This window comes from Corallococcus sp. AB030 (assembly GCF_003668965.1).
Lineage (GTDB): Bacteria > Myxococcota > Myxococcia > Myxococcales > Myxococcaceae > Corallococcus > Corallococcus exiguus.
On the sequence record NZ_RAWQ01000205.1, the window covers coordinates 1 to 19,509 of the forward strand.

The 19,509-nt window shown below is 70.3% G+C and carries 15 protein-coding genes; 7 read left to right on the forward strand and 8 right to left on the reverse strand.

The window, feature by feature from the left end; all coding sequences use genetic code 11:
* Nucleotides 1-1,869: kelch repeat-containing protein (locus D7Y15_RS34950; protein ID WP_148712943.1), on the reverse strand; the 1,869-nt coding region annotated here is incomplete at its 3' end.
* Nucleotides 1,870-2,000: 131 nt separating this feature from the next.
* Between D7Y15_RS34950 and D7Y15_RS34955 the strand changes: the two genes are divergently transcribed.
* A complete protein-coding gene (locus D7Y15_RS34955; RefSeq protein ID WP_233605210.1) occupies nucleotides 2,001-2,921 on the forward strand; it encodes an MBL fold metallo-hydrolase in 921 nt (306 codons plus the stop codon).
* A gap of 4 nt (nucleotides 2,922-2,925) precedes the next feature.
* Here D7Y15_RS34955 and D7Y15_RS34960 read toward each other — a convergent pair whose 3' ends face one another.
* From D7Y15_RS34960 to D7Y15_RS34970, 3 genes are read right to left on the reverse strand one after another with little or no spacing between them, the layout of a single operon-like run.
* A complete protein-coding gene (locus D7Y15_RS34960) occupies nucleotides 2,926-3,720 on the reverse strand; it encodes an ABC transporter permease (RefSeq protein ID WP_120577506.1) in 795 nt (264 codons plus the stop codon).
* A gap of 7 nt (nucleotides 3,721-3,727) precedes the next feature.
* Nucleotides 3,728-4,534, reverse strand: a complete 807-nt coding sequence (locus tag D7Y15_RS34965) for an ABC-2 family transporter protein (RefSeq protein ID WP_121755293.1) — start codon at nucleotides 4,532-4,534, stop codon at nucleotides 3,728-3,730.
* Nucleotides 4,531-5,541 (reverse strand): ATP-binding cassette domain-containing protein, encoded by a 1,011-nt coding sequence (locus D7Y15_RS34970; RefSeq protein ID WP_121755294.1) that lies wholly within the window; start codon nucleotides 5,539-5,541, stop codon nucleotides 4,531-4,533. The genes D7Y15_RS34965 and D7Y15_RS34970 overlap by 4 nt, the downstream gene beginning before the upstream one ends.
* Nucleotides 5,542-5,599: 58 nt before the next feature.
* Between D7Y15_RS34970 and D7Y15_RS34975 the strand changes: the two genes are divergently transcribed.
* Together D7Y15_RS34975 and pip are read left to right on the forward strand one after the other, a co-directional pair.
* The gene (locus D7Y15_RS34975) at nucleotides 5,600-6,781 is read left to right on the forward strand and encodes a small ribosomal subunit Rsm22 family protein (protein ID WP_120577494.1); all 1,182 of its coding nucleotides are present in this window, start codon (nucleotides 5,600-5,602) and stop codon (nucleotides 6,779-6,781) included.
* A 278-nt stretch (nucleotides 6,782-7,059) separates the two neighbouring features.
* On the forward strand, nucleotides 7,060-8,025 hold the full coding sequence (pip, locus tag D7Y15_RS34980; RefSeq protein ID WP_121755295.1) for a prolyl aminopeptidase: 966 nt from the start codon (nucleotides 7,060-7,062) through the stop codon (nucleotides 8,023-8,025).
* Between the two features lie 25 nt (nucleotides 8,026-8,050).
* Here pip and D7Y15_RS34985 read toward each other — a convergent pair whose 3' ends face one another.
* On the reverse strand, nucleotides 8,051-9,076 hold the full coding sequence (locus D7Y15_RS34985; protein ID WP_121755296.1) for a hypothetical protein: 1,026 nt from the start codon (nucleotides 9,074-9,076) through the stop codon (nucleotides 8,051-8,053).
* Between the two features lie 28 nt (nucleotides 9,077-9,104).
* A complete protein-coding gene (locus D7Y15_RS34990) occupies nucleotides 9,105-10,502 on the reverse strand; it encodes a M20/M25/M40 family metallo-hydrolase (RefSeq protein ID WP_171812879.1) in 1,398 nt (465 codons plus the stop codon).
* Between the two features lie 81 nt (nucleotides 10,503-10,583).
* Here D7Y15_RS34990 and D7Y15_RS34995 point away from each other — a divergent pair, with 81 nt between their 5' ends.
* The 3 genes from D7Y15_RS34995 to D7Y15_RS35005 all read left to right on the forward strand — a co-directional run bounded on the left by D7Y15_RS34995 (nucleotide 10,584) and on the right by D7Y15_RS35005 (nucleotide 14,122).
* Complete coding sequence (locus D7Y15_RS34995; protein WP_120577507.1) at nucleotides 10,584-10,958, forward strand: response regulator; 375 nt, start codon at nucleotides 10,584-10,586, stop codon at nucleotides 10,956-10,958.
* Nucleotides 10,959-10,974: 16 nt separating this feature from the next.
* Nucleotides 10,975-12,276 carry a TIGR02266 family protein gene (locus D7Y15_RS35000; protein WP_121755297.1) on the forward strand — a complete coding sequence of 434 codons (1,302 nt, stop codon included), beginning with the start codon at nucleotides 10,975-10,977 and terminating at the stop codon, nucleotides 12,274-12,276.
* A 241-nt stretch (nucleotides 12,277-12,517) separates the two neighbouring features.
* Complete coding sequence (locus tag D7Y15_RS35005) at nucleotides 12,518-14,122, forward strand: ATP-binding protein (protein ID WP_120577499.1); 1,605 nt, start codon at nucleotides 12,518-12,520, stop codon at nucleotides 14,120-14,122.
* A gap of 1 nt (nucleotide 14,123) precedes the next feature.
* Here the strand turns inward: D7Y15_RS35005 and D7Y15_RS35010 are convergent, their stop codons facing one another.
* Nucleotides 14,124-15,260, reverse strand: a complete 1,137-nt coding sequence (locus D7Y15_RS35010; RefSeq protein WP_120577500.1) for a class I SAM-dependent RNA methyltransferase — start codon at nucleotides 15,258-15,260, stop codon at nucleotides 14,124-14,126.
* On the reverse strand, nucleotides 15,257-17,860 hold the full coding sequence (locus D7Y15_RS35015; RefSeq protein ID WP_121755298.1) for a response regulator: 2,604 nt from the start codon (nucleotides 17,858-17,860) through the stop codon (nucleotides 15,257-15,259). Before D7Y15_RS35015 ends, D7Y15_RS35010 begins: the two co-directional genes overlap by 4 nt.
* A 404-nt stretch (nucleotides 17,861-18,264) precedes the next feature.
* On the opposite strand from D7Y15_RS35015, the gene D7Y15_RS35020 reads away from it, so the two are divergent.
* Nucleotides 18,265-19,302 (forward strand): fatty acid desaturase family protein, encoded by a 1,038-nt coding sequence (locus D7Y15_RS35020; RefSeq protein WP_233597076.1) that lies wholly within the window; start codon nucleotides 18,265-18,267, stop codon nucleotides 19,300-19,302.
* Nucleotides 19,303-19,509: the final 207 nt, after the last annotated feature.

Below are 19,509 nucleotides of genomic sequence, written 5' to 3' on the forward strand. Positions count from 1 at the left end.
GTCGTACAGCTCCGCCGAGCGCAGCGGCCCACCCACGCCCCAGCCGCCCGCCACCAGCACCTGGCTGCCATTGCCCAGCGGCACCGCGATGTGGCCGTAGCGCGCCACCGCCATGGACGCCGTGGGCCGCCACGTGCCCGTGGCCGGATTGAACAACTCCGCGCTCGCGGTGATGGCGTCCGCCCCGGTGGAGCTGCCACCCATCACCAGCACCTCGCCCGAAGGCAGCGGCACGGCCGTGTGGTACGTGCGCGCGTGTCCCATGGCGCCCGTGGCGCTCCATGTGCCCGTGGCCGGATTGAACAGCTCCGCGCTGGCGAGTGTGGAGGACGTGCTCGAGCCCGACGCGCCGCCCGTCACCAGCACCTGGCCGGAGACCGGGAGCAGCGTCGCGGTGTGACGGGCCCGTCCCGTCCCCAGGTCTCCCACCAGCGTCCAGGTCCCCGTGGCGGGCGCGTACACCTCCGTGGCGGACAGCCAGGTGGAGGCGTCCCGCTGCCCGCCGCTCACCAGCACGCGGCCGTCATTCAAGGGCGTGGCGGAGTGCAGGAAGCGCGCGGTGCGCAGTGAGCCGGTGTCCTGCCAGCGGTTCGTCACCTCGTCGTACAGCACGGCGCTCACGAGCGCGGCCCCCGAGGAGGACGCCCCGCCCGCCACCAGCACGTCGCCCGTGTTCAGCCGGGTGGCGCTGAGCTGCGAGCGCGCGGAGCCGAGGCTCGCGGCCGTGCTCCACGGCAGGACAGACGGGCGGTAGCGCTCCGCGGACGCACTGCGCGAACCCGCCTGGGGGACTCCGCCCAACACGAGGACCTCTCCCGTCGGGAGCAGCGCGGAGGCGTGGCTGATGCGGCGCGAGGCCATCGTCGCCGTCGCCGTCCAGACGCCGGTGGCCGGCGTGTAGAGCGCGGCGCCGTCCAGGTAGGGCTGGCCGCCCGTGGAGCCGCCCGTCACCAGCACCTGCCCGGAGGTGAGCAGCGTCGCGGTGTGGAAGACGGACTGGGACGGCAGCGCGCCCTGGGACGTCCAGCTGCCCGTGCCCGGGTCGAACAACTCGGAGGTGTTCGTGGCGAGGCTGCCCGCGAAACCGCCCGCCACCAGCACCTGCCCGGAGAGCAGCAGCGTCGCCGTGTGCCCCGTGCGCTGCGTGACCATGGAGCCCACCGCCGTCCACGCGCCCGTCGCGGGGTCATAGCGCTCCGCCGTCGCGAGCACGTTCCCGTTGGCGCTGTCCCGCCCGCCCGTCACCAGCACCTGCCCATCCGGCAGCAGCGTCGCCGCATGGCCCAGGCGGGCCGCGCTCATCTGGCCGGTGACGGACCAGGAATGGGTCGCGGGGGAGTAGAGCATCACGCTGGACAGCGCGTTGCCAAAGCCGCTGTCGCCGCCCGCCACCAGCACCCGGCCATCAGGGAGCAGCGTCGCGGTGTGCTGGGTGCGGGGCAGGTCCAGTCCCGTCGCCGCGGACCAACTGTTGGTGTCCGGGTCGAAGAGCTCCGCGCCGGCAGAGGCCAGCACGGAGGTGCCTCCACCCACGACCAGCACCTTGCCGGAGGCCAGCAGCGTGGCGGTGTGGCGCTGGCGGCTCGTGGCCATGGCGCCCAGCGAGAACCAGCGGCTGGTGCGCGGATCATACAGCTCCGCGGCGGACGTGCCCCCGCCCGCGACGAGCACATAGCCATTGCGCAGCAGGGTGGCCGTGGCATCCACGCGCACGGAAGCCATGGTGCCGGCGCTGCCCCACGAGGACGCGTCCAGGCGAGAGGCGGAGGTGGAGGGAGCGTCAATGAAAGACGGAGCTTCGGGGGCACAGGCTGTCGCGAACGCAAGCGCGAGCGCGGCCAGCAGGCCGTGAAAACGGATACGGGTCATCGAGGGGGACTTCCTTCACTTCATGGGGGATGCGGCTTTCACCGCATGGGGGGGCGGCCCCTTAACCCAGACGAAGGAAATACAACAACGGAATTCCTATCAATCAGCACCCGCAGGTATCATCGGGATTCATGAGAATGATTCTCGCCGCCGCGCTGGCCGTTGTCCTGTGGGGCTGCGGCGCGACCCAGCCTGTCGTCGAGACCCACTACCGCTCCCGCTCCCTCCAGGAGCAGGGCGACCTCCGGGTCGGCGAATACATCTCCTCCCAGTGGTCACTCCAGACCGCGTCCTATTGGATTGAAGGTCCGGAGGGCCTGGTCCTCATCGACACGCAATTGCTGCCCTCCGCGCTGCGCAAGGAACTGGCGTTCGCGAAGGACGCCACCGGCAAGGAGGCGAAGCTCGCCATCGTCCTCCACGCGAATCCGGAGAGCTTCAACGGCACGGCCCTGCTCAAGGAGTTGGGAATCCCGGTCGTCACCTCCGGCCCGGTGCGCGAGCGCATTCCCGCCGTCCACGAGAAGTGGGCGCCCTCCCTCTTCAAGCAGTACTGGAACGGCCGCTACCCCCGGGAGCTCGTGCTCGCGGACAGCTTCGGCGACAGCACCCGGGAGCTGAGCGCGGCGGGCGTCACGCTGAAGGCCCACGTCCTGGGCGCGGGCTCCAGCGCGGCCCACGTCGTCGTGGAATGGGAGGGCCACCTCTTCACCGGCGACCTCGTCGCGCGGGACACGCACACCTGGTTCGAAGGCGGCGACACCACCGAGTGGCTCCAGCGGTTGGACGAACTGCGCGCCTTGAAACCGAAGTGGATCCACCCGGGGCGCGGCCTGCCCGGCGGCCCGGAGTTGCTGGACGCGCAGACCGCCTACGTCCAGGCCGTGCGAGAGGAAGTGACCCGCGAGCGGCGCTCGGAACACCCCAGCGGGGATCCACTCGCGGCGGTGGAGGCGAAGCTGAAGGAGCGCTACCCCGGCCATGCCTACGACAAGCTGCTCCCCCACCTGGTGCGCGCGGAGTGGGCCCGGCAGGCGCCCCGGCGGCCCTGAGGCTTCAGCTGCTCGCGGACGTGTAGTGGCGGATGGACATCAGCCACACCCAACGCGCCATTGCGGCGAACGCCACCGAGCCCACCACCGCGCCCACGAGCCAGGTCCACGGCAGCCGGCCCAGCAGCGCGAGCGCGGGGAAGGTGGTCATCAGCGCCAGCGGGATGATGAAGGTGAACACCCACGCCAGCGAGCCCCGGAACACCGAGGACGGCCAGCGGGCCGCGTCGAAGATGGACGTGAACAGGTACGTGAGGTTGTCCACCTTCACCACGAAGAAGGCCGCGCTCACCACGAGGATCCACATCGAATACAGGATGAGCATGCTCGTCCCGAGCAACACCAGCGACGCGAACACGCCCGGCAGCGACGGCCAGCGCCCCAGCGACACGAACGCGTAGACGAACAGCCCCACGCCGGACAGCACGTTCACCGCGCGCCACGGCAGGAAGCGCTGCGTGGACACCAGGAACTGCGCGTCCGCGGGCTTGAGCAACACGAAGTCCAGCGTGCCCTTGCGGATGTGCTCCACCATGCCCGTGAGGCTGGGGCTGATGGCGCCCTCCAGCACGCCCTGGAGCAACGTGAACCAGCCCACCACCAGCAGCGACTCCTGGAACGTCCACCCCTCGATGCTGGGCCGCGCGTTGAAGACGACGAACAGCGGCGCCAGCGCGGTGAACGTCCATGCCAACGACGTCAGCCCCTCCGCCAGGAAGTCCGCGCGGTACTGCAATGCCAGGAGCCCGGAGGCCTTCAACTGCACGCCCAGCAGGCGCAGGTAGCGCTTCGCGTTCACCACCGCCCTACCCTCCGAACGCCGCGAAGCGCGCCAGGCCCCGCCGCCAGACAGCCATGGACACCACGCCCAGGCCCAGCACCCACGTCCACTGCGCGGCCAGCAACTCCCACGCCTCCTTCGTCGCGTGCGCCCCCGTCATCAGCTCCACCGGCAGCCCCATCTGGTAGCGGAACGGCAACCACTCCATGACGGTGCGCACGCCGGGCGGGAAGAACTCCACCGGGAACATGTATCCGGAGCAGACGAAGAACAGCACCATGTAGACTTCCATCAGCTTCTGGCTGCTCTCCAGGAACAGGCTCAGCGTGCCCAGCAGCACGTTCAGATAGAACGTGATCAGCCACGCGCCCACGATGCCCAGCGCGAACAGCCCCCAGCCTCCCAGCGACGTGGGCACGGCGCGCTCGGCGCCCGCCACCCACAGGCTGATGCCCAGCACGGGCAGGACGATGGCGACGCGCAGCGGAATGCCCGCCAACACCTCCGTCGCGTACGCGAGCAGCGGGGAGATGGGCCGCAAGAGCCGCATCGCCAGCGTGCCCTGCTTCACCTCGTAGCTGACCAGCCACGCCACCCAGGAACTGGTCATCTGCCGCACGCAGAAGGCCGCGAGGAAGTAGCCCGTGAACTCCGCCTGCCCGAAGCGCCCCACCGGCCCGCCGCGCGCCACCGCCGACCAGAGGGCCAGCATGATGAGCGGCATGGTGGTGGCCAGCACCCAGATGATCATCTCCGCGCGGTAGGCCACCGCCTCGGAGAAGCCGATGCGCAGCATCGTGGGCAGCGCCTTGAGGGCCGTGCGCAGACTCACGCCGTCACCGCCTCCCGGGCGGCCTCCGCCCGGCGCGCCTTGCTCTCCTGGAACAGCTCGCTCATCACCTCTTCCAGGGGCGCGTTCTCCACCGTCAGGTCCGTCACCGGCAGCGTGGACAGCGCGCGGCCCACCGTGGCGTTCACCGCGTCCTGCTGGACCTGGAGCACCGCCGAACCCGGCTCGTGCGACACCACCTTGCCCAGCGAAGCCAGCAGGCTTGCGTCCACCGGCTGTCCCAGCCGCAGCACCACGCGCTTCTCCGGGCGCACGCGCTGCACCAGCGCGTCCAGGCTGCCGTCGTAGGACAGCTGCCCCTTGTCGATGACGATGACGCGCGGGCAGAGCGCCGCCACGTCGTCCATGTAGTGGCTGGTCAGGATGAGCGTGGCGCCCGTCTGCTCGTTGTAGGCCTTGATGAACGCGCGCATCGTCACCTGCATGGACACGTCCAGGCCGATGGTGGGCTCATCCAGGAAGAGCACCCGGGGGCGGTGGATGAGGGCCGCCGCCAGTTCGCACTTCATCCGCTCCCCCAGGCTGAGCTGCCGCGTGGGCTTGCCGATGAGGTCCCCCAGCTCCAGCAGCGACACCAGCTCATCCAGCGTCTGCTTGTACTGGAGGCGGGGCACGTCGTAGATGGCGCGGTTGAGTTCGAACGTCTCCGACGGAGGCAGGTCCCACAGGAGCTGCTGCTTCTGCCCCATCACCAGCATGATCTTCTTGAGGAACGCCTCTTCGCGCAGCCGGGGCACGTGGCCATCCACGGTGACTTCACCCTCGGACGGGTGGAGCAGGCCGGCGAGCACCTTGAGCGTCGTCGTCTTGCCCGCGCCGTTGGGGCCCAGGAAGCCCACGCGCTCCCCGGGCTTGATGTCGAAGGAGATACCGTCCACGGCCTTGACGGTCGTGTAGCTGCGGTGGACGAGCGAGCGCAGGGCCGCCTTCAGGCCAGGCGGGCGCTTGTGGACCTGATAGTGCTTGCGCAGTCCTCGGACGGAAATCATGGCGGGATGGGTTTAACGCGGTCGCCTCCGGGTGGCGACCCCTGATGTGAAGGCAACGATGAGCAACGCATACAGCAAGGACCTGGAGCGATGGCTGCCCCGGCTCATCTCCGTGTGGCGCGCGTCCCGGGGTCGAGAGGACGGGCCGGAAGGACGCCTCACGCCGCAGGAGGTCAAGGAGGTGGGCGCGGGCGTGAAGCAGCTGTCGCACGGCCTCACCCGCGAGCGCCAGCTGGCCGGCGCCCGGTACATGGACGACCCGCGCCTGTTGGGCGCCTACCTCCTCTTCTACTGGCCGGTGTCCTACGCCCAGGCGCGCCAGGTGCTGGGTGAGCTGCCGAACCGCCCGCGGCAGGTGCTGGACCTGGGCAGCGGCCCGGGCCCGGTGGCCTTCGCGGCCATGGACGCGGGCGCCAGCGAAGTGACGGCCGCGGACCGCAGCAAGCCCGCGCTGAACCTGGCGCGCGAGCTGGCCACGGAGGCCGGCGAGGCCATGGCCACGCGCGAGTGGGATCCGATGAAGAAGAACGCCACGCTGCCGGATGGCCAGTACGACCTCATCACGATGGGACACGTCGTGAACGAGCTGTACGGCGCGACGGATGAAGCGCTGAAGCCGCGCGCGGCGCTGCTGGAGTCGGTGCTCGCGAAGGTGAAGAAGGGCGGCAGCCTGCTGGTGATGGAGCCCGCGCTGCGCGAGACGAGCCGCAACCTGCTCAAGGTGCGCGACCTGATGGTGGAGCGCGGCTACGCCATCCGCGCGCCGTGCATGTATCGCGGCGCCTGCCCCGCGCTGGTGAAGGAGACGGACTGGTGCCACGCCGAGCGCGCGTGGCCCATGCCTCGCGTGGTGGAGGAGCTGGCGCGCGTGGCGGGCTTCCACAAGGAATCGCTCAAGATGAGCTACCTGCTGCTGGCGCCCAAGGGCGAGCCGTGGCCGGAGCCTCCGCCGGGCCGGCTGTTCCGCATCGTCAGCGAGTCGCTGGAGGGCAAGGGCCGCCAGCGCTACATCGGCTGCGGACCGGAGGGGCGCGTGGGCCTGGCGATGCAGGAGCGCCACCGCTCGGAGAAGAACGAGAAGTTCTTCCACCTCCAGCGCGGAGACGTCATCGAGGCGACGGACCTGGAGACGAAGGGCGACGGCTTCGCGCTCGGGGAGAACGCCGAGGTGCGCATGGTGGCCCAGGCCGGACGCGGCGTGCCGCCCGCGCCCAAGCCGCCGGAACCGCCGAAGCCCTGAGCGCGGACGACCAGGGCACGGTGGCCGCTCCGTAGGAGGAAGCAGTCCCTCCCCCGGAGGCCCCGTGCCCCGCAGTCGCTTCACGCTGCCCGTCCTCCTCGCCTCCGGTGTGAAATTTTCCAGGAGCGCGATGGCGGCCCGCATCAGCGAGGCACCATCCTCGAAGGAGGACCGTGGCGACTCGTTCTCGGGCTGACGTGGTATCTCTGAACGGCTCGCCCCGTGGGCGCCGTCTGTTGTTAGGTTGCGCCGCACCTCATTCCCAAGGAAGGAACCCCGTGCCCGCACCCACGCCGCTGCGAACGCTCTATCCCGCCATCGAGCCCTACCGCACCGGCCAGTTGAAGGTCACCGGTGGCCACACGGTGCACTTCGAGGAGAGCGGCAACCCGAAGGGCAAGCCCGTGGTGTTCGTGCACGGCGGCCCGGGCGGCGGCACCGACCCGAAGCAGCGCCGCTTCTTCGACCCCAGCGTGTACCGCATCATCCTCTTTGATCAGCGAGGCTGTGGCCGCAGCACGCCGCACGCCAGCCTGATGGAGAACACCACCTGGGACCTGGTGGCGGACATGGAGCGGCTGCGCGAGCACCTGGACCTGGAGCGCTGGATGCTCTTCGGCGGCTCGTGGGGCAGCACCCTGTCGCTCGCGTACGCGGAGGCCCACCCGGAGCGCGTCACGGAGCTGGTGCTGCGCGGCATCTTCCTGTTGCGCAAGCAGGAGATCGACTGGTTCTACCAGCGCGGCGCGAGCGCGATGTTCCCGGACGCGTGGGAGCACTTCCTCGCGCCCATCCCCGAGGAAGAGCGCGGCGACCTGCTCCAGGCCTACGCGAAGCGGCTGATGGGTGACGACAAGCATTCACAGCAGGAGGCCGCGAAGGCGTGGAGCGTATGGGAGGGCCGCACCAGCTGCCTGTACCCCAACGCGGAGCTCATCGCGCGCAACGCGGGCGACGACTTCGCCATCGCCTTCGCGCGCATCGAGTGCCACTACTTCGTGAACAAGGGCTTCCTGCGCACGGACACCCAGCTGCTGGACGACGTGCACCGCATCCGGCACATCCCCACCGTCATCGTGCAGGGCCGCTACGACGTCGTGTGCCCGCCGGAGAGCGCGTGGGCCCTGCACCGCGCGTGGCCGGAGGCCCAGTTCGTCATCGTGCCGGACGCGGGCCACTCCGCCAACGAGCCCGGCAACACCTCCGCGCTCATCGAAGCCACGGACCGCTTCCGCGGCCTGTGACGGGCCGCGGGCACGGGCCAGGACGTCACATGTCCTGGCCTTCGGGCTCCGGGGCGTCCGATTGCCACTCGCACTTGCGGGCGTTCCACACGAGATGGGCCACGTGCTGGCCCGCCACGGAGACATTGAAGCGCTTCCACGCCTCCGGTCCCGGCTGATCCGCCATGAGCTCCACCAGCGACAGGTCGTCCGCCCCGGGCTCCGTCAGGGAGGGCGACTCCACCAGCTTCCCGCAGCCCGGCGCCATCAGGACGCCGTCCGGCTTCTTCATGCTCACGATGGTCGAGCCGACGGCCACCACCGCCATGGGCATCCCCAGGTCGGTGACCACCTTCTGGACGCGTGCATCCCGGGCCATGCAGCTCGTGGCACTGTCCTTGAGGAGCAGCTCCGCCGTCGTGCTGCCCTGCTTCGCCTGGGCCTGAAGCGCCATGACGCGCTCCTTCGCCTGGGCTTGAGCCTCCGGCGTGCACGGCCCCACGCACCGACCCTTCATCAGGACCTCCGCCAGCACGGCCGGCCCCTGAGCCACGCGCAAGAGCAGGTCCGAGGACTGGCACTCCATCACCGTGCGCGGGTTCAACCGGTGCTCGGTGAGCACCAGGCCCGGCGCGTTCGGGAAAGGATGCGAGGCCGCCACCTTCGCGTCCGTCTTGAGCGGCGACTTCAGCGCGTTGGGCGTGGGGCACGACAGCGCGGCGGTGCCGGTCAGCTGCCGCACGGACGCGTCCTGCGCCCAGGGCAGCACCAGGGCCATCGCGCGGTCCGCGTCCTCCTTCGTGCCGCACACGCCCAGCACCGCGAACTGCTGCCCCTCTTCGAGCCCCGGAAGCGCCTTCGCGGCCATCACCTTGGGGAAGCCCTTCGCCGGCTTCACCCACGCCAGCGCGCGGTCCTTCTTCAGCTCGGCCAGCTTCTTGGACAGCGCGGGCGCATTCGCGTCCTGACCCAGCACGACGGCCCAGGGCGCTTCCGCTCCCAGGGCCCCCGTGGAGGACAGGACACAGCTCAGGACGGCGAGGACACTCCAGACGGGACGGGGTGAGCGCATGAGGCGCGCACTCCACCCCATTCCCCGCTCAGCCGCGAGGGGTCAGCGACTTGGCCAGCTCCTCGTAGAGGTGGATGGCGGAGCGGATGGCCTTCTCCCAGTCGCCCAGGTGCAGGCTCTCGTTCTCCGAATGGGCGTACGTGTACGGATCCTCCACGCCGATGAGCAGCGCGGGCACGCCGCCGAGCTCCTTCGCGAACGGCTCCACGAACGGAATCGAGCCACCGCACCCGATGGTGACCGGCTTCTTCGCGTAGCCCTTCTCCAGCGCGCGGAACGCCGCCTGGAACGCCGGATGCGACGAATCCGTGTACCACCAGCCGGATGCCTGGTCCTCGCGGATCTCCAGCTCCAGGCCCCACGGGCACACCTTCTTCAGGTGCGCCACCAGCCGGCGCTGCACGTCCTCCGGATCCATGTCCGGCACCACGCGGATGCCCACGCGCGCCCACGCGGACTCCACCACGATGTTGCGCGCGTCCTTGCGGCTGCTGGCCTGGATGGCGTTGATGGCCAGGCTCGGCTGACGCCAGTTCGTCTCCCAGGGGTGCCGCCCACCGCCCAGCAGCTGCACGCCCTCGCGCAGGCCCACCTGCTCGCGGAAGGTCGCGTCGTCGCCGGGCAGCGCCTGGATGCTCTGGCGCTCCGCCTCCGTCAGCGGCTTCACCTGCTCCATCACGCCTTCAATCGCGATGGTGCCATCCGCGTGCGTCAGCGACGCCAGCATCCGGCACAGCGCCATCGCCGGATCCGGAATGGGCCCACCCCACATGCCGGAGTGCACCGCCTGCTGCAGCCCCCGCACCTCCACGTCCACCGTCACCAGCCCGCGCAGCGCCGTGGTGATGGACGGCAGGCCCGTGTCGAAGTTGGTCGTGTCCGTCAACACGATGGCGTCCGCCGCCACCAGCTTCGCGTGCTTCTGGAGAAATGCACCCAGGTGGTCACTGCCCGCCTCCTCCTCGCCCTCGATGATGACCTTCACGTTGAGTGGGAGTTGGCCGGTGCTCTTGAGCCATGCGTCCACGGCGGAGGTGTGCACGACGATGCCTGCCTTGTCGTCCGCCGCGCCGCGTCCGTACAGGCGGCCGTCGCGCTCCTCGGGCTCGAAGGGCGGGCTCTTCCAGGCTGCTTCGTCTCCCGCGGGCTGCACGTCATGGTGCGCGTAGAGGAGGAGCGTGGGACGGCCCGGCGCCTTGAGCACCTCGCCATAGACATACGGATGCGCGCCCTCGATTTCGAGCAGTTGAACGTTTTCAAACCCACGGTCCTTCAACAGGGCCGCGGTGGCCTCCGCGCTCTTTCGCACGAGGGCGGCGTCGAACCCGGGAAAGGACACACTGGGTATGCGTACGAGTGCCTTGAGGTCCTCCAGGTACGCGGCCTTGTGGGCCTCGAAATGGGACAGCGCGGGATTGGTGGACATGCCCACCCCTTAACCCAAAAGCCGAGCAGGCACGTGGGATGCGCGCGCCCAAACGTCGCGCGTCTTATGTATCCTCCGCCCATGCCCGGACTACCTACCCTGCTGTTGGTGGATGACGACAGCTTCGTGCGTCGCATCCTCAAGGACGTCATCGCGGACACGGGGATCGACCTGCGGCTGCTGGAGGCCGCGGACGGGGAGGAAGGGCTGGCGCTGGCGGAGAAGGAGCAGCCGGCGGTGATGTTCCTGGACCTCTTCATGCCGAAGAAGAGCGGGCTGGAGGTGCTGGGCGCCATCAAGACTGTTTCACCGGAGACGCGCGTGCTGGTCATCAGCAGCATGGACGCGGAGCCCGTGGTGGAGCAGGCCATCGCCGCGGGGGCGATGGGCTTCGTGGGCAAGCCCTTCCATCCCCTGGAGATCGCCGCCGCCGTACGCCAGGCGCTCGCGTCCTGATTCCGCTGAGGTCCTCGTGTCGTCATCCGTTGTCGGTTACTGGGTGGGAGATTCGCTCGGCCGAGTGCTGGGCCCCCTGCAACTGCAAGCCTTCCGCGACCTCATCGCCTCCGGTCGCCTGAAGACAGCCGTGCGCGCGTCGCGCGACGGCACGAACTGGGTCGCGCTCCAGGAGCTCCAGGAGGTCCGCGACCTGTTCACCACCGCGGCGCCCACGTCCTCCGTCGAAAACCAGCAGGCGGAGCGCCTTCGCAACCAGCTGCGCGGACTGCTGCACCTGCCGCCGCACGAGGTGTTCGGGCTCAAGCCGCAGGCGTCGCTCGATGAGTTCCGGCTCGCCTTCTTCCGCATGGCGAAGCGCTTCTCACCGGAGCACCTGTCGTCGGATCTGCATCCGGAGCTGCGCAAGGTCTCCGTTGAAATCTTCGACTTCCTCTCGCGGCGGATCCGCGAGGCGGAGACGCTCTTCCTCCAGGGCGCGATGCAGCCTCCCGCGCCCCCGCCGCCCCGGCTGGACATGAGCGGCGCGCAGCCCTCCGCGCCGCTGCCGATGAGTGGAACCGCGGTGCCCGCGCGTCCGCCGCCGGTGATGACGCCGCAGGCCTCGCGTCCTCAGGCCGCCGCGATTCCGCCGACGCCCGTGCCGGGTTCCCTCACGCGTCCGCCGGTCGCCGCGATTCCGCCAACGCCTGTTCCGGGGTCCTTCACGCGTCCGCAGGCCGCAGCGATTCCGCCAACGCCTGTTCCGGGGTCCTTCACGCGTCCGCAGGCCGCAGCGATTCCGCCGACGCCCGTGCCGGGCAGCATGACGCGTCCGGGGGTTCCGTCCGCGCCGCCCCGGCCTCCGCCGGTGATGACGCCCACGACGCGTCCGGTGACGCCGCCTCCGCCCGCGCCGGCTCCCGCACCGCCTCCGCCCGCGCCCGCGCCCTTCCGGCGCCCCATGGCCGCCCCCGCGCCCTCGTATTCGAGCGCCGAGTTCGTGGGACTGGAGCGCCGGTCGGACGACCGGCTCCACGCGGACGTGAAGGTGTCGATGAAGAACATGGGCATCTTCACCGACCACCGCATCATCAACCTGTCGTCGGGCGGCCTGTTCATCGGCACGGACCGGCCGCTGCGGCTGGGGACGCAGGTGGAGCTCACCTTGCGCTTCGATGATCCGGAGCGGGTGATGACCCTGCGCAGCTCCGTCATCTGGGAGAACTCCCTGGACGACGGCAAGAACCCCAAGGGCTACGGGTTGCGCCTGAGCTCGCTGCGCGCGGAGGAACGGGACTTCATCCAGCAGTACGTCCGCCGCCCCAAGAAGCCCTGACAGGTTCCCGGGCGGGTGACTCCGCTCGGGATTAGAACAACTGCCCCAGGAAGACCGCGCTCATCGCCACGAAGGCGACCCACACGGCCATGACGGACTTCAATTCCAGGTCCCGGCGGTCCAACTCGTTCGCGAAGTTCATGGTGTCTCCTCCAGTGCTCAACGCCTTCATCCCTTCCTACGGCGCACCCGCGCGGCGATTGCCTCCGGGCTCCCGTTCCCCTGGAACGCAGGGGCGGCGATGAGCGTCTCCGGCCCGCCCGGCACGCTGGATGGCCTGCTGCCCGCGCTGCCGGTGCCGCTGTTCGTGATTCGCGGGGACCGGCTGGTGTTCGCCAACACCGCGCTGCGGACGCTGCTGGGCCTGCGCGAGGACGAGCTGCCGTCACTGCTGGAGCTCTCCGCGCGCTTCGGACCGGAGGAGCGCTCCTGGGTGGAGCCCCTGTGCGAAGCGCTGATGCGCGGCGAGCAACCCACGCCGGTGCGGCCCGCGTTCGTGCGCATGCGCGGCGCGGATGGACGCCTGCACCTGCTCTCCCCCGTCACCGCGCCGGGCCGCGTGCCGGAGGAGCAACTGGTGCTGCTCCTGGACGCGGAGGGCGGGGATGCGGTGCGCACGCTGTCCACCATGCTGGTGGCCACCGCGGCGGAGCTCCTGCGCTGCCGCGACGAGGACGCGGTGCTGGAGCTGGCGGTGGACGCCCTTCACCGGCAGGGCTTCTACGTCTCCGTGCTGCTGCTGGAGGGGGACTTCCTGCGCCACGGTCCCATGCGCCAGGAGGCGGAGAGCCTGGCGGCGGCGTCGCGGCTGTACGGACAGGACGTGCACGCTGTGCGCCTCCACCGCTCGGGGATGCCACACCTGGCGGAGGTGCTCACGAGCCGCCGGGCGGTGTTCCATCCGGACGCGTTCAGCACGGCGCGGCGGCTGCACACGCCGGAGGTGGCGGACACCATCCAGCGCATCTACCCGCCGGGCTCACGCGCGCTGGACGCGCCCATCTTCGTGGGGGACGAACCCTTCGGCGTGCTGGCGGTGCAGTCCACCACGCTGACGCCCGCGAACGCGGGGGCGCTGGAGCTGTTCGCGCAGCTCATTGGCGGAGCGCTGGAGAACGTGCGGCACCACCGCGCGGCGGAGGCACGGCTCGCGGAGGTGTCCCGCCTGCAGAACGAGCTCATCGCCAGCGAGCGGCTGACGGCGCTGGGCGAGGCGGCGGGCGTCGTGGCCCACGAGGTACGCAATCCCCTGGGCGCCATCCTCAACACGGTGGCGGTGCTCAAGCGTGAACCCCGCCTGGGGCCCGCGGGCGCCTCCGCCGTGGAGATGCTGGAGGAGGAGGCCATCCGGCTGGAGGACATCGTGCGCGACCTGCTGGACGCGGTGCGCCCGCTGGAGCCCCGGCCGCGCCCCGTCTCGCTGGGTGAGCTGGTGCACCGCGCGCTCGCGCAGCTGCTCCACGGCCGGGAGGAGCTGCCCAAGCCACGCGTGGCGTTCGACGAGGCGCCGGACGTGCCGGACCTGTCCGGCGACGAGACGCTGTTGCAGCTGGCCGTCACGCACCTGATGCGCAACGCCATCCAGGCCTCGCCGCGCGGAGGCACGGTGCGCGTGGAGGTGCGCCGCGTGCCGGACGGTGTCTCGCTGAGCGTGGAGGACGAGGGCCCGGGCATCGCGGGCTTGGATCCGCAGCGCGTCTTCGAGCCCTTCTTCCTCACCCGCGCAAACGGCCGGGGCCTGGGCCTGGCCATCGTGCGCCGCGTGGTGCTCGCGCACGGGGGCAAGGTGCGCGCGGGCGCGCGTCCCGAAGGCGGCGCGCGCTTCGAGCTGGTGCTGCCGCTCTAGCTCAGCCGCCCGCCAGCACCAGCAGACAGCGCAGGCCGCCATTCTTCACCTGGAGCTGCCTCGCGCCCTTCAGTCCCAGCGCCGCCACCAGCTTCGGATCCTCGGGGACGATGAGCGCCTTGCGCCAGTCGCGGAACGCGCCGTTCATCGTCGCGCCCAACGCACGGTAGAGGTCCGGCAGGTCCTCCGTTTCGCCCACGCGCTTGCCATAGGGCGGGTTGGCCACCACCAGCCCGGGTGCGTCCGGAGGGGCCTTCAGCGTGCGCAGGTCATGCCGCTCCAGCGTCAGCGTCACGCCCGCGCGTCTGGCATTGCGCCGCGCCGTGCCCAGCGCACCCGCGTTGAGGTCGTATCCGCGCATGGGGGCGCGAGGCTCCGCCAGCCCTTCCGCTTCCGCTTCCGCGCGGCGGTGCGCCCAGGCCGCCTTGTCGTAGGACGGGAAGGACTGGAACGCGAACGTGCGCAGCAGGCCCGGCGCGCGGCGCTGGGACATCCACGCGCCCTCCACCAGGAATGTGCCCGAGCCGCACATCGGATCCACCAGGGGCACGTCCCCCGCGTAGCCCGCGAGCCGGAGGATGCCCGCGGCCAGCGTCTCGCGCAGGGGCGCGCGGCCCACCTCCTGCCGGTAGCCGCGCTGGTACAGGGGCGCTCCGGACGTGTCCACGCTCACCGTCCAGCGCTCTCCTTCGCCGCGCACCAGCAGCGTGAGCTCCGGCCCCCCACCCTCCTCGTCCAGGTGTCCCGCGACCGTCACCTCGCACGGGTCCCAGGCCACGGCCGCGGACTCCAGCACCACGGCGGGCCCCGGGGCCACGGAGCGGTGCAGCGTCACCGACAGCCGCAGTGGCACCTTGCCGTCCCAGACGCCCGCCATGGGCAGCGCTTGCAGCCCATGCACCAGCGCGTCCGCGGTGGGCGCAGTGAAGGTGCCCAGGCGCAGGAGCACGCGGCTCGCGGTGCGCACGCGCAGGTTCGCCGTCTGGTGCAGGCCGGACGGGCCCTCGCACTCGATGCCGCCCTCCGCGCGCCGGAAGGACAGCCCCAGTTCGCGCGCCTCCGACTCCAGCGCGGGCTCCAGGCCCGGCAGCGTGGACACGTAGATGGACTCGCCCGTCCGGGCCTGAGCGTCCGTCACGCCGACCGCGTCCGTGCGGAGGAACCCGCGTCCATCGCGGCCTGCTCCAACGCGCGCTCCATCTGGTTCAGGTCATACGGCTTGGGCAGCAGCACCACACGCTCCAGCGCCTTGCCGTCCTCGGCCGACACCGCGCGCGAGTCTCCGGAGGCAATGATGATTCGCAGGGCTGGATACAGCCGCACGGCCTCGCGCGCCAGCACCACGCCGGACTTGCCCGGCAGCGTCACGTCCGTGAAGAGCAGGTCGAAGGCATCCTTCGCCAGCGCCTCGCTCGCCGCCTCCGCGCTCTCCACCGCGAGCACGGTGTGCCCCAGGTCCGTCATCAGCTCGGACGCGGATTCGCGGATGTCCGCGTCGTCCTCCACCAGGAGGATGCGCAGCGCACCGTTCGCCTTCGCCTCCACGGGAGCGGGCGTGGGCGCGCGGTACGGCTTCGCCGCCAACCGCTGCTCGCGTCCGCGCAGGAGCACGCGAATCTTTCGCGCCAGGTCCTCGCGCCGGTACGGCTTGGACAGCAGGCTCACGCCTGGATCCAACCGGCCGCCGTGCACGATGGCGTTCTCCGTGTAGCCGGACGTGAAGAGCACCTCGATGTCCGGCAGGTGCGCCTTCGCCAGCCGCGCCAGCTCCGGGCTGCGCACCGGCCCCGGCATCACCACGTCCGTGAAGAGCAGGTCCACCGGCAGGCCGCTCTGGATGACCGCGAGCGCGCTCTGGCCGTCGTGTGCCTTGAGCACGCGGTAACCCAGCTCCGTGAGCACCTCCACCACCGTGGCCCGCACCGCCGCGTCGTCCTCCACCACGAGGATGGTCTCCGTGCCGCCCTCCACCGGCCCCGTACCGGTTTCCGCCGGCTGCGCCGCCGCCTGGAAGGTGCGCGGCAGGTAGATCTTGATGGACGTGCCGTGGCCCAGCTCGCTGTAGATTTTGACGTGGCCGCCGGACTGCTTCACGAAGCCGTACACCATGCTCAGGCCCAGGCCCGTGCCGCGCCCCTCCGGCTTGGTGGTGAAGAACGGCTCGAACGCGCGCTGCATCACCTCCGGCGTCATGCCGGCGCCCGTGTCGGAGATGGCCAGCAGCACGTACTGCCCCGCCGTCACCTCCGGGTGCATCATCGCGTAGTGGTCATCCAGCATCGCGTTGCCGGCCTCGATGGTCAGCTTGCCCCGGCCGTCCATGGCGTCGCGCGCGTTGATGGCCAGGTTGAGGATGACGTTCTCCAACTGGTTGCGGTCCACGGACGTGTTCCACAGCCCGCCCGCGATGACCGTCTCCACCTCCACGTCCTCGCCCAGCGCGCGGCGCAAGAGGTCGTCCATGTCCCGCACCAGCCGTCCCAGGCTGAGCGCCGTGGGCGCCAGGGGCTGCCTGCGCGCGAACGCGAGCAGCTGCGACGCCAGCCGCGCCCCGCGCTCCACCGCGCCCAGCGCCGTCTCCAGACGCCGCTGCGCGCGCGAGTCACCCACCGTGTCGCGCTGGAGCAACTGGAGATTCCCGCTCACCACCTGGAGCAGGTTGTTGAAGTCATGCGCCACGCCGCCGGTGAGCTTGCCCACCGCCTCCATCTTCTGCGCCTGGAGCAGCGCGGCCTCCGCCTGGCGGCGCTCCGCCTCGCTCTCCTCCAGCGCCCGCGTGCGCGCGCGAACCAGCTCCTCCAGGTGGTCGCGGTGGCGGGCCAGCTCGTCCTCCGCCCGCTTCTGCGCCGTCATGTCGTGGCCCTGGACGAAGATGCCGGAGACGCTGCCGTCCGCCTCGATGACGGGCTGGTAGACGAAGTCCAGGAAGGCCTCCACCAGCGGCCCCCCGGGCTCGCGCTGCAACTGCAGCCCCATGTTGTGCCCGACGAAGGGCTCGCCGGTCGTGAACACCCGGTCCAACAGCTCGAAGAAGCCCTGCCCGGCCACCTCCGGCAGGGCCTCCCGCACCGTCTTGCCCAGCAGGTCCCGGTGCCCCACGAGCTGGAGGTAGGAGCGGTTGGCCAGCTCGAACACGTGCTCCGGCCCCTTCAGCGAACACATGAAGCCCGGCGCCTGTTCGAACAGGCGCCGCAGGTGCCGGCGCTCGTCGTCCAGCACCCGGTTGGCCTCCTGCACCGCCTGGGCGCGCGCGAGCACTCCGCTCATCAACTGCGTCCGCGGCCCGCCCCCATCCAGTGACGTCTCCGGGCCGCGCACGGCCTGCTTGAGCTGATGCAGCTCCGTCACGTCCATCGTGTGCTGGAGGATGAAGGCCACCTCGCCCCGCCCGTCCAGGAGGGGCGTGTGCGTGGCGCTCCAGTAGCGCTCCTCCAGCACCACGCCGCCGTCCGTCTGGCGGGGCACCCGGTAGGGAATGATGGCCAGCGTGTCCGGCACCCGCTCCGTCAGCACGCGGCGGAACGAGTCGCGCAGCATCCGGGTGCTGGCATTGGCCGGGTCGTCCGGGTCGTGCGGGAACGCATCGAAGGGGGTGCGCCCGACCAGGTTCTCCAGCCGGCTGGCGGTCACCCGCAGGTAGGCCGAGTTCGCGGTGACGTACCGCAGCTCCCGGTCCAGCAGCATGTAGGGATTGGGCGACAGCTCGAAGAGCGTCTGGAAATCGAAGGGTGCCTGCATCCATTCACGGGGAGGTCCAGCAACCTCCCCGCCTTTCCTGGGGCCGCCGCGAACGCGGAAAGGGGTTCCCGTCCAGTGTACGGACATCCCCTCCATCGCACCGGTCAAAAGGCGGTGGGCCCCCGTCTTCCCGGGCGCCAGGCCTCCCTGGGGGCAGCCTTCTGGACACCACTCAACATCTGTCCCCCCCAGGCACCCATTGGACCTGCCACATCCGTCAGGACTGTAAGATTGAGCGGGTCTTTCAGACCTCTCAATTACCATGCTATGAGATTATTACCGCCAAGGCGGCGTAGTCCCACATGAACCGGGGTGTGCGGCAGGGGGTCGCCTTGGACGGGGGAGGAAACGACCTCCCGGCCTTCCGCCAGAGCGCTCGCGCCCGGCAGGAGGTCTGTCCCCAGATGCTCGCCGTTCCAGAACCGTTGTCGCTGGATGACTCGGAAGCGGTCACCTCCCGTGCGTTTGACCGTCGCGCCTTGACGGCGTCGGTGAGGGAGCTGTCGGTGGTGACCAACGCGCGCGGCCTGTGGGCGGTGGCGCGCCAATGGCTCATCATCGCGCTGTCGGTGGCGTTCGTGGTGCAGGTGGACCGGTGGTGGGCGTGGGTGCTGGCCGCGGTGGTCATCTCCACGCGGCAGCACGCGCTTTTGAGCCTGGTGCACGAAGCCTCGCACCACCACCTGCTCACGAACCGCAAGACCAATGACGTGCTGGCGGACCTGCTGTGCGCGTTCCCCATGAACATCACCACGGAGGGCTATCGCAAGGAGCACGCGGAGCATCACCGCTATGTCAACACGGAGAAGGACCCGTACTGGCGCACGGCGCAGCGCGACCATGCGTGGATGTTCCCGCGCACGCGCTGGGGCATGGCGCGGGTGCTGCTGGGGGACATGGTGGGCTTCTTCACTCCGTCCCACGTGCGCATCATGATTCCCTGGTCCTATACGGGCCGCGCGATGGGCAAGGGTGGCCCGCCGCCGTCCCGCGCGGAGCACATCCGCTACGCGCTGTGGCTCACCGGCTTCATCACCTTCCTCACGCTCACGGGCGGCTGGCTCCACTACCTGCTCTTGTGGTCCATCCCGTCGCTGACGCTGATGATGATGGCCTTCCGCATCCGCGCGGTGGTGGAGCACCCCTTCACCGCCGCCACCCCGGATGAGACGCACGAGACGCGGGACGTGGCGGCCGCCACCTGGTTCGAGCGCTTCTTCATCGCGCCCTTCAACGCCAGCTACCACCTGTCCCATCACCTCTTCCCGTCCGTGCCCTACTACCACCTGCCCGCGCTGCACGAGCGGCTCAAGCAGACGAACCTCTACCGCCCCGGGGAGAATCATTTCCAGACGTACCTGGGCGGGGAGACGAGTGCGTGGAGCTTCCTCACGTCGCTGGGCAGGAATGAAGGCCGTGTTCCATTGCCTGTGAAGGATTGAAGCCGAACCCATCACGGCACGGCTTGCTTTCCCCTGGAGGCGCCCCCGTGGCGCCTCCAGGCGTGGGAAGGGCCCGCCCGCCTGAGCCATCCCCTCATATGAAACCGAGCGCTTCTTTGAAGACAGGGTGCTGATGGAGGAGTTCGGCGAAGCGCTCGACAAGCGGAAGCAGTCGCTCCTCCTTCATCATGGGAATGGCTTGGTAAT

What these genes read in the sequence shown, in the direction of transcription:
- D7Y15_RS34955 (WP_233605210.1), top strand. Translation starts at nt 2,001, where the DNA reads ATGAGAATGATTCTCGCCGCCGCGCTGGCCGTTGTCCTGTGGGGCTGC.
- D7Y15_RS34970 (WP_121755294.1), bottom strand. Translation starts at nt 5,541, where the DNA reads ATGATTTCCGTCCGAGGACTGCGCAAGCACTATCAGGTCCACAAGCGC.
- D7Y15_RS34975 (WP_120577494.1), top strand. Translation starts at nt 5,600, where the DNA reads ATGAGCAACGCATACAGCAAGGACCTGGAGCGATGGCTGCCCCGGCTC.
- D7Y15_RS34985 (WP_121755296.1), bottom strand. Translation starts at nt 9,076, where the DNA reads ATGCGCTCACCCCGTCCCGTCTGGAGTGTCCTCGCCGTCCTGAGCTGT.
- D7Y15_RS34990 (WP_171812879.1), bottom strand. Translation starts at nt 10,502, where the DNA reads ATGTCCACCAATCCCGCGCTGTCCCATTTCGAGGCCCACAAGGCCGCG.
- D7Y15_RS34995 (WP_120577507.1), top strand. Translation starts at nt 10,584, where the DNA reads ATGCCCGGACTACCTACCCTGCTGTTGGTGGATGACGACAGCTTCGTG.
- D7Y15_RS35005 (WP_120577499.1), top strand. Translation starts at nt 12,518, where the DNA reads ATGAGCGTCTCCGGCCCGCCCGGCACGCTGGATGGCCTGCTGCCCGCG.
- D7Y15_RS35015 (WP_121755298.1), bottom strand. Translation starts at nt 17,860, where the DNA reads ATGCAGGCACCCTTCGATTTCCAGACGCTCTTCGAGCTGTCGCCCAAT.
- D7Y15_RS35020 (WP_233597076.1), top strand. Translation starts at nt 18,265, where the DNA reads ATGCTCGCCGTTCCAGAACCGTTGTCGCTGGATGACTCGGAAGCGGTC.